Raw genomic sequence first — 9,065 nt, forward strand, 5'->3', positions numbered from 1 at the left:
GTGCCAGAAACAAACGTTGAGAAATCGATCCGAGGGACTCAAAACCCTTGCACTTTCGCTCTTCGATCTCGAAGGGTTCCGCTTCCAGACGTGCGAGGTCATTCTGTTATTCTGACTTCCCCGACTGACGACCGACGACCGACTCCTGACTCCTAACCCCACCAATAAACTTTTTCAGCAGACCCTAAGTAGGGAGGCACAATTATTTGTAGGATGGATTAGCGGTAGCGTAACATGAGCGGGCGTTGGGTTTCATGCTTCAACCCAACCTACGTTCATCTGATCAGTGATCACTGATAACTGATAACTGATTATGAGATAATATCTGATCTCACTTGTAATTTTTGACTTGCATGACCATCGTTACCGAAGCCTTAACCGAGTTGGAACCAGTCATAAAAACTACCTTTACCGTCGAGGAAATTCGCCAACTACTGCCCCATCGTTATCCCTTTGCCCTAGTTGATCGTATTATTGACTATGTACCCGGTCAAAAGGCCGTTGGCCTAAAAAATGTCACGATCAACGAGCCTTTTTTCCCCGGTCATATTCCCAATCGTCCCTTGATGCCGGGGGTGTTAATTGTTGAATCCATGGCCCAAGTGGGGGGAGTGATTTTGACCCAATTACCCGGGATGAAAGGTAAATTTTTTGCCTTCGCTGGCATTGATAAAACCCGTTTTCGTCGTCCTGTGGTGCCGGGGGATCAATTGATCATGACGGTGGAATTATTATCCTTCAAGATGAATAAAATTGCTAAAATGCAAGGGGAAGCAAGAGTCGATGGGCAATTGGCCGCTCAGGGCGAAATGATGTTTTCCATCTTTGATTGACCTATGAATTTTGATCGAGATCGTCTCCGACAAGAACTAAATTTATTTGCTATTCTAGGGGCTTTTATCACCAATATTTTCGCTAATATTTTCCCTCTCAACGGCGAAAATATCGGGGCTATCTCGAATACAGTTTTTCAAGATGTCTTAATTATTCCCGCTAATTATGCTTTTGCTATCTGGGGATTAATCTATCTGGGTTTAATTAGTCTGGGAATTTACCAAGCTTTGGCTTTCAATAAAACTGAACCGCGTTTGCGTCGGTTAGGCTACGAATTAGCCATCGCTAGTGCTTGTCAGATTCTCTGGGTAATTCTCTTTCAATCCCGTTTTTTTGCCCTGTCTTTACTGGCAATGCTAGGCATTTTAATTTCTCTCATCCGGCTTTATCTCCGCTTAGAAATTAATCGCTTTATTGTCAATCGTAAACAGGGTTTATTGGTTAATGCTCCTATTAGTATCTATTTCGCTTGGATTACCCTAGCCACGATTGTCAACGTCGCTTCGGTGCTAGATTGGATCGACTGGCAGCCATGGGGTCTAACTGACCAGATCTGGACGGTAATAATTCTGGTTATCGGGGCGATAATCGCAATTTTAGTCGGTTTAAACCGAAAAGATCGGGCTTTTATCGGTGTGTTTATCTGGGCTTTTTTGGCGATCGCTGTTAAACAGATTTCTCTGCCTCTAATTGCGATAACGGCGATTATATTAGCGATTATCCTAACTTTTCTGGTTTTTAGTCGCAGTTTTCGTCCTCTGAGTCGTTAAAATGCGGGATCACAGCGAATTTCGACGATAAAGCCATCGGGATCGTAGAAGTAAACCCCCCTGCCAGTCGGACGGGTCACGGGTCCACTAGCAATAGTAATTCCCTGACTTTGTAGCACTTCTAGGGCAAAATCGAAGCCTTCGGGGGCAATATCGAAGGCTAAATAGTTGGCACGGGTAAAAGCGATTTCGGGATTGTCGTCGGGAGGGTTTAAATCTGGTTCCCCAAATAGGTCAATTAAGCTAAGACGCATTTAAAGCACTTATTCTTAAGATTAGCCGAATCTCCCCCAATCCCTTTACTGTTGCCTCTTGCCTCTTGCCTCTTGCCTCGTCTCAACAAGCAATTTAAATGCTTAACAGCTTACTGTACCATCGGGGGTGATAAAATTGGCCACTTTTCCCTGGGCAACTAATTCTTTTAAGGTGGTGGGAATTTTTTCCCCCTTTAATTCCTCTAAGCCTAATATTTCCCCATAAAAATGACGAGAGGCATCCATATCTTTGACGTTGAAAGCGATATGATGGACTTTTCGCAGTTGACCGATTTTGAGTTTTTTTGCGGTTACGGAAGGGCTAATAGTCATCTTAGTTATCAGTTATCAGTAAAAGGTTGGGGGATTTTTCAGTAATCAGTAATCAGTAATCAGTAATCAGTGAAAAGATAGCACTATTAATGTCATTTAATACTCCTCATTTAATACCGTTAACTGATCACTGATAACTGATCAGGCTGATGACTTAAGAGTTAATTTTTTGCAATAATTGCCGAATTGATTCCGCATCTTGGGCGTTGGGTAGGAGAGCAAGATAGAAGCCTAAATCCTGTTGCGCTTGGCTGAATTGTCCAATTTGATAGTAAACTAAACCTCGATCGCGCAGCTCTAAGGGATGATTAGGAATGAGCAAAAGTAGCAGATCTATTGTCCGAATTGTCTGAGACCATTGTTGACGATTCAGGTAAATATATTTTAAATTAGTCAACAAACGTAACAAAATTTGCTGATTGGTAGCAATATTGAGAAAATGTTCTTCTAATTTAACTGGCTGTTGATAAACCTGACTTAATCTTTCTTGACAGTCCTGTTTAAATAAGATTTCACCACCGTGAAAGGGATCGACAAAAATTTCCACTTCCTCGAAATCGGGACGGATAATAAAATGGCCCGGCATACCAATTCCTACCATGGGAAAATCGATCTGTTTGGCAATCTCTAAATAGATAATCGAGAGAGTGAGCGGAATACCTGTGCGGCGATCGATTACATCATTTAAGTAGCTATTGCGGGGGTCATAGTATTCTTGGGTATTACCATTAAATTGTAAATCTTCAAACAAATATTGATTGATAATCTTGACTATTTTTAAAGGATATAATCTATCGGGTAAACGTTTTTTTACCTCCTCAGCCATTAAATTTATTCTATTTAAATAGTGATCAATATTGAGGTGCGGATATTCAAAATTGGCTATTTGTAGGGCTGCCCGAGCTAGATTTATCTCAGGGTCAGGATGTTGAATTGTTTCGATGAAGGCTTGGTATAAGAGTGCAAGGGTCATTAGAAAAGGCTATTAATCAGATTATCAACTATTTTAACCGATCCTTCCGATTTTATCGCTTCTCTTTTCTGATCACCATTAAATATTCAGAAATTTAGATGAGCTTTCCCTGGAGGAGTAACGAGAAATCTTGTCAATATCTAGATTAACCACGGCTTTTTCTAAAGGGATCGTGCGACAATTTTTATTTTGAGACTGCACTTGATAAACTAATTGATTTGTCCAATCTAAAGCAGTTAACCAACCACTTTGAGGATGATAAACCCCAGTTTCAATGTCTAGCCAACCGCTGCCGCGAGCTAGTTGTCCCGGTTTGACATCGGGAAAGGTAAAGGTTAAAGTATGACCTGTGATAATTAGTTTATCCTTGAAATAGGGTTGGGTCATGGTATGAAATTCGTTTCTAATCCAACAAAACTGCTCGTTTGTTTGCTGTTCAAGGGGATATTCTGGTTGTACTCCCGCATGAACTAACCAAATATCTCCTAGGTCTAAATAAGCGGGTAGGGATTGAAACCAATTAATATGCTCGGCGGGTATATTGTTATTATAACTTAGTAGTGTCGCCGCCCCGCCACTCTCGATCCAGCCGTTAAACCATTTTTCAGAAACTTCTTTTCCTGCCAGAGCTTTTAAGAGCATATATTCATGATTTCCTAGGAGACATTGGTAGTTATTTTTGATGACAAAATCCACCACTTCCAAGCTCTGCTGTCCTCGATCGATTAAATCCCCCAGAAAATAAACCTCATCCTCACTATCGGGAGCAACTCGGTTTAATAGTCGCAAAAGTGTCTGAAAACTGCCATGCACATCTCCGATAATAATACGACGCGGTTCTTGAGTCTGTTTCCCTATTTTTTTAAAAAACACACACCCCTCTCTAATTGCTGAGATTGCTACTCTTTTATCGCTAAAAAAGCAGTTTTTATAAGGTCTTAATTTTATTATAGGACAAAGCTTTCCCTCTGACAGTCACTGGTTTTGGGGAACGCCGGAACTGCGGGAGAAAGGCTGTAAGTAGGTGGGTGGAATTAAATATAAGATGAACGTAGGTTGGGTTGAAGCATGAAACCCAACTCCCGCTCATGTTACGCTACCGCTAACCCATCCTACAAATAATTGTGCCTCCCTACTTAATTGTTTTGTAAAGTATTTTTGCAATCTCTGGGCAGGGAGCGGACAGGTTATGGTATTATTTTTTTATGATGAGTTTTTATATAATCGGATGTAAGTGTGCATCATTAAACGCAAAGATTCCCATTATATAAAAAAGTATCTCAAAAAAATGCCCACTTGTCAAGCATTATCAAAAAAAAAGTTTTTTTTTGAGATTATAATAAAAAAAATTAGTTTTCTGCTTCTATGATAACCCTAATTAACGCTAGAATTCCCGCCCATCAGGATCGACAACAAATAGAGATAAATGCTGCTGGAAAGATTGAGAGGATAAGGGAGATGGGGGGAAAGACAAGAGGGGAAAAGATTATCGATATGGAAGGGGATTGGCTATCGTTGGGAGGAGTAGATTTACAGATCAACGGAGGGTTAGGATTAGCATTTCCCGACTTAGAAATAACAGATCTAGAAAAGTTAGATAAGATTAGCGATTATCTTGAGAATCAAGGAATTGATGGTTATCTGCCCACCTTAGTAACCACGTCTGTGGAGAAATTTCAAAAATCCCTCTCAGTAATTGCCAAATATATCGAGAAACAGAAACAGGAAAATCGAGCGAGCGCGCAGGTTTTAGGAGTACATTTAGAGGGACCATTTTTAAACTATGAAAAAAGGGGGGCGCATCCAGCCCAATATCTTTTAAACCCAAGTATAGAAACAGTAGATAAAATCTTTGGGGACTACTTATCGATCGTAAAAATTATCACCCTAGCCCCAGAATTAGATAGTAGCGGTACGGTGATTAAATACTTAAGCGATCGAGGGATTACCGTCAGTTTAGGACATTCGCAAGCGAGTCAAGAAATAGCCAAAAAAGCCTTTTTACAGGGGGCAAAAATGGTTACTCATGCCTTTAATGCCATGCCTCCTTTACACCATCGTCAACCGGGGTTATTAGGGGAAGCAATTATCAATCGCGATGTCTATTGTGGGTTAATTGCCGATGGTCAACACATCCATCCAACCATGATAGAATTATTACTAAAAGCCAGTAATTATCATCGAGGAATTTTCTTAGTTAGTGATGCTTTAGCGCCGATCGGTTTAGAAGATGGTGTCTATCCCTGGGATGAGAGAGAAATTGAAGTTAAACAGGGAACAGCAAGACTTTTTGACGGTACTTTAGCGGGGACAACCTTACCCTTATTACAGGGAGTAGCCAATTTAGTTAACTGGGGAATATGTAATTTAGAAACGGCGATTCTTCTAGGGACAGAATCCCCCAGAAAAGCGATCGGATTAGCGGGTTTATCGGTGGGACAACCTGCCAACTTTTTGCGCTGGCAATCGGCATCAAATTGGGAAAGATTGGATTTCCGCCAGCATTTTGGACTCTAACTGTTGAATGAGGGTATCGAGATCCACTTCGAGGCGATCAAAACATTCAGGAGGGGAAAGATCGGGTTGAAAATAAATCAATTTTACCTGACCATCACCAATAGCAACTATAGCCACTTCTTCCCTGGGATTATAGCGGTAAATAATCCCAAGCATCTCTTGAATTTTGCGATTAACCTGGCGATTTAATTTCTCTAGAGCCTCCCTAGAACAACAGACAAAATGGGGCTGAGGTTTAAGATCGATGCCCAGGGTTTCTTGAGAATCTTCTCCCCATTCCGAGAGTAAACCCCACATTAAACCGGCTAATTCCTGTTGATTTTCTTGCACGAATTGATCTAATTGATAGCGCCATTGATTAGCGGGATCATCGGGGATTGGTTGTTCAAATCTCATCATTAGCCTCTTTTCAGTTATCAGTTATCAGTAATCAGTTATCAGTCCTTGATAAGGGGTGTGCCGATCCCCCCTGCCCCCCTTGATAAGGGGGGTGCCGATCCCCCCTTAGTCCCCCCTTAATAAGGGGGGAAAGCTGACAATTTTTAACACCTACCTACTTAACGACGGTATTCATCACCGCAATCACCGATTAACTGCAATAAATCCTGGGATTTTTGCAAGACATGATCAATTTTTTGATAGTCTTGGGGGGATAATTGAAAATCGAAAATACGGGCATTTTCTTGGATATGTTCAGCAACACCCAAACGCACCCCGATAATTGCCCCGGCTACGGCCTTTTGTTCGAGAACGTAACGCACTGCCACATTAGGAATGGTGACGTGATAGGAATCAGCGATCGCTTTAAGAACGGTTAATAATTCTTGGAATAATTGCCAGTTTCCCCAAGCATTGATCATGTTTTTATATTTCCGTAAACTAGCGGTATTGAGACTCATGGGATTGGGTTCAGGATGACCGAGATATTTTGCCCCTAATAAGCCTCCTGCTAGAGTACCATAGGCGAGTAGATAGATGTTATGTTCTTGGCAAAATTGTGCCATTTTGACGAGGGGACGGCGATCGATTAGAGAAAACTGGACTTGATTGGAGACTATTTTAATCCCGGTGCTGAGAATAATTTTTAAATGTTCCGTGTCGAAATTAGTCAAGGCCAGGTGTTTAATCTTGCCTTCCTGTTGTAATTCTCCTAAAAAATATAAGGCATCTAGATAATTTTTATCGCGATAATCCCACCAGTGAAACTGCAATAAATCGAGACTATCCACATCCATACGACGCAGGGAAATAGCGATATTCTTTGCGACTATTTCCTTAGTCATTTTACCCGGACGGGGAACCCATTTAGTGAAAGCTTGCAGATTATTTAAAGCATCAATGCCCCTTTGGGCGACTAATTGACGACGAAATTCACCGATAAAATCTTCGGCCGGACCGTAATGATCGGCCAGATCCCAAGTGGTGAAACCGGCATCTAGATAGGAGAACATACTAGGGATCGCTTTTTGGGGTGCGATCGAACCATGGGCTCCTGAAACTTGCCACATTCCGTTCAAAATACGACAAATTTCCAGATCGGGGGTAAACTGTAAGCGACGAGATTCGGACATGGGGACTTTTCAGTGTTGCCAAAGGCACGGCGTAGCCGTCCAGTAAACAGTAAACAGTAATCAGTGAAAAGACAGCAGAAAACTGCCATTGAATACTGCTCACTTAATATTCTATTCTCCTACTGACCACTGATCACCGATTACTGATTCAAGACAGATCGATCATCCCTGTCCGGAAAAAAGCGGCAAAGGGGAAGACTTTCGCAAAAATCTCCCCCTTTTTGGGTTTCTGCTGCTCAATTTTTGCTGGTTTAATATTCCACTTCCAATCGCGCTGCGGTGACAGCATCAAAAGCGAAAGCGAGAACTATAGGCATGGGACAAGCGAGGGTGATACAGAGAATTAAAGCTGTCAGAGTCAATCCGATCGCCACTCCTAACCAAAGTTTTTCGGCAGGGGATAGACCTTTTTGGCGCTTAATGTTTTGTAACACTTTGGTGGGAATTGGTTCTGGCATCACGGCATTGGGAGGGAATGCCCAATAATTACTGTAGCGTTCGAGAAATAGCTCTGTCCAGCCGTTTTCTTGACACCATTCTTGAATCCATGGTTCGTGAAAGTGTTTCATTGCTTCCCTGTTGACTTTTTCCGGTGATTACTATAAACATCTCCTGATGTGAATTTCATCCTAGCAAAGCTATCTTAAGGGTCGATCGGATTCAATAAAACTTAATATATGAGTAGTCGGTGGGTAAAGTGTATTCTAAGATACAGTGCCAGCGAACGACCAGAACGAACCACAAAGACACAAAGGACACAAAGATCGATCGCTCCTATATAAGTTAAACCGATCGCACAAAAGGAAATAATTGTTAAAAAATTTCGGTTCTCGATTCGGTACAGATTGCCTGTAATTTTTGGTCCCAAGTATCGAGGGGAAGGGTATCGAGATAGGCAAAGTCAAAGACAATCCCGATCGAGGGGATAGCTTGCCATTCGGGGGAATGTAGGAGACGATCAAAATAACCCCCCCCGTAACCTAAACGATAACCTTTGCGATCGCAAGCGACGGCGGGAATTAACAGTAAGTCCACTTCGGCAGGTAAAATGAGAGGTGCGATCGCTGTTGGTTCGTAGATGCCATAACGATTTAATTCTAGGGGATCGTCGGCAGTCCAACAGTGCCAAGTCAGGCTATCTCCGTCACAACGGGGAAAACCCCAGCGATGGTGTTGGCAAAATAAGGAACTTAAATCTGGCTCTTGACGATAACTGAAGTAAGCGAGAATGGTTTTAGCGTGCTGAAAGAGGGGTAAAGATTGTAAATTTTTGCAAAGTTGCTGACTATTTTCTTGCCAAATATGCTTAGGAAGCGCTCGTCTTTGGGTAATTAGTTGTTTGCGTAATTGGGCTTTTTTGGTAGCAGAATCCATAAAATAAAGATAAATAGGAGAGTAAGTAGCTGGTTATAATTAAATTGAAGATGGATCCCCCCTTAATCCCCCCTTAATAAGGGGGGTGTCGATCCCTCCTTAATCCCCCCTTAATAAGGGGGGTGTCGATCCCTCCTTAATCCCCCCTTAATAAGGGGGGTATGGATCCCCCCTTAATCCCCCCTTAATAAGGGGGGTATGGATCCCCCCTTAATCCCCCCTTAATAAGGGGGGTGTCGATCCCTCCTTAATCCCCCCTTAATAAGGGGGGTGTCGATCCCTCCTTAATCCCCCCTTAATAAGCTATCCATTAGTCAGATCTTTCTTAACAAAAAGAGAAGAAACTTAAAAAAAGGGGAAACGATTGATAGGTATAGTTTTGAAAGAAGGAATCAAGGTGGAGGTAAGCAAAAAAATGGAGAAATGGGCAGCCCAAGAA

9 protein-coding genes and 2 pseudogenes are annotated in these 9,065 nt (G+C 42.0%); 3 read left to right on the top strand and 8 right to left on the bottom strand.

The features are described 5' to 3' along the window. The first annotated feature begins 353 nt into the window (after window positions 1-353). Window positions 354-833 (top strand): 3-hydroxyacyl-ACP dehydratase FabZ, encoded by a 480-nt coding sequence (gene fabZ / locus IM456_RS12965; protein ID WP_012268022.1) that lies wholly within the window; start codon window positions 354-356, stop codon window positions 831-833. Between the two features lie 3 nt (window positions 834-836). Then, on the top strand, window positions 837-1,604 hold the full coding sequence (locus tag IM456_RS12970) for a TspO-related membrane protein (protein ID WP_149986646.1): 768 nt from the start codon (window positions 837-839) through the stop codon (window positions 1,602-1,604). Here the strand turns inward: IM456_RS12970 and IM456_RS12975 are convergent. The 4 genes and pseudogenes from IM456_RS12975 to IM456_RS12990 form a co-directional block, all read right to left on the bottom strand. Further along, window positions 1,601-1,843 (bottom strand): annotated as a pseudogene (locus IM456_RS12975) (VOC family protein); the annotation flags it as partial. The gene IM456_RS12970 and the pseudogene IM456_RS12975 overlap by 4 nt on opposite strands. Window positions 1,844-1,969: 126 nt before the next feature. Continuing rightward, a pseudogene (locus tag IM456_RS12980) lies at window positions 1,970-2,191 on the bottom strand (VOC family protein); the annotation flags it as partial. Between the two features lie 154 nt (window positions 2,192-2,345). Next, window positions 2,346-3,164: a SirB1 family protein gene (locus IM456_RS12985; protein WP_149986647.1), complete on the bottom strand. Its 819-nt coding sequence runs from the start codon at window positions 3,162-3,164 to the stop codon at window positions 2,346-2,348. Between the two features lie 78 nt (window positions 3,165-3,242). Then, window positions 3,243-4,037 carry a metallophosphoesterase family protein gene (locus IM456_RS12990; protein ID WP_149986648.1) on the bottom strand — a complete coding sequence of 265 codons (795 nt, stop codon included), beginning with the start codon at window positions 4,035-4,037 and terminating at the stop codon, window positions 3,243-3,245. Between the two features lie 492 nt (window positions 4,038-4,529). On the opposite strand from IM456_RS12990, the gene nagA reads away from it, so the two are divergent. After that, window positions 4,530-5,681 (top strand): N-acetylglucosamine-6-phosphate deacetylase, encoded by a 1,152-nt coding sequence (gene nagA / locus IM456_RS12995; RefSeq protein ID WP_149986649.1) that lies wholly within the window; start codon window positions 4,530-4,532, stop codon window positions 5,679-5,681. Here nagA and ccmS read toward each other — a convergent pair. The 4 genes from ccmS to IM456_RS13015 all read right to left on the bottom strand — a co-directional run bounded on the left by ccmS (window position 5,637) and on the right by IM456_RS13015 (window position 8,626). Next, complete coding sequence (ccmS, locus tag IM456_RS13000; RefSeq protein ID WP_149986657.1) at window positions 5,637-6,077, bottom strand: beta-carboxysome assembly chaperone CcmS; 441 nt, start codon at window positions 6,075-6,077, stop codon at window positions 5,637-5,639. The two genes, nagA and ccmS, sit on opposite strands and share 45 nt — an antisense overlap. Before the next feature lie 161 nt (window positions 6,078-6,238). Further along, window positions 6,239-7,252 (bottom strand): aldo/keto reductase, encoded by a 1,014-nt coding sequence (locus IM456_RS13005; protein WP_061430636.1) that lies wholly within the window; start codon window positions 7,250-7,252, stop codon window positions 6,239-6,241. Between the two features lie 251 nt (window positions 7,253-7,503). Beyond that, window positions 7,504-7,821, bottom strand: a complete 318-nt coding sequence (locus IM456_RS13010; RefSeq protein ID WP_002762345.1) for a slr1957 family protein — start codon at window positions 7,819-7,821, stop codon at window positions 7,504-7,506. 244 nt (window positions 7,822-8,065) lie between these two features. Then, a complete protein-coding gene (locus IM456_RS13015; protein WP_149986650.1) occupies window positions 8,066-8,626 on the bottom strand; it encodes a 5-formyltetrahydrofolate cyclo-ligase in 561 nt (186 codons plus the stop codon). Window positions 8,627-9,065 lie beyond the last annotated feature (439 nt).

Source organism: Microcystis sp. M079S1 (assembly GCF_020246425.1).
In the GTDB taxonomy this organism is placed as follows: domain Bacteria; phylum Cyanobacteriota; class Cyanobacteriia; order Cyanobacteriales; family Microcystaceae; genus Microcystis; species Microcystis aeruginosa.

Excerpts from the sequence above, each read along its gene's own strand:
- fabZ (WP_012268022.1), top strand. The coding sequence starts at position 354 with ATGACCATCGTTACCGAAGCCTTAACCGAGTTGGAACCAGTCATAAAA.
- IM456_RS12970 (WP_149986646.1), top strand. The coding sequence starts at position 837 with ATGAATTTTGATCGAGATCGTCTCCGACAAGAACTAAATTTATTTGCT.
- IM456_RS12985 (WP_149986647.1), bottom strand. The coding sequence starts at position 3,164 with ATGACCCTTGCACTCTTATACCAAGCCTTCATCGAAACAATTCAACAT.
- nagA (WP_149986649.1), top strand. The coding sequence starts at position 4,530 with ATGATAACCCTAATTAACGCTAGAATTCCCGCCCATCAGGATCGACAA.
- ccmS (WP_149986657.1), bottom strand. The coding sequence starts at position 6,077 with ATGAGATTTGAACAACCAATCCCCGATGATCCCGCTAATCAATGGCGC.
- IM456_RS13005 (WP_061430636.1), bottom strand. The coding sequence starts at position 7,252 with ATGTCCGAATCTCGTCGCTTACAGTTTACCCCCGATCTGGAAATTTGT.
- IM456_RS13010 (WP_002762345.1), bottom strand. The coding sequence starts at position 7,821 with ATGAAACACTTTCACGAACCATGGATTCAAGAATGGTGTCAAGAAAAC.
- IM456_RS13015 (WP_149986650.1), bottom strand. The coding sequence starts at position 8,626 with ATGGATTCTGCTACCAAAAAAGCCCAATTACGCAAACAACTAATTACC.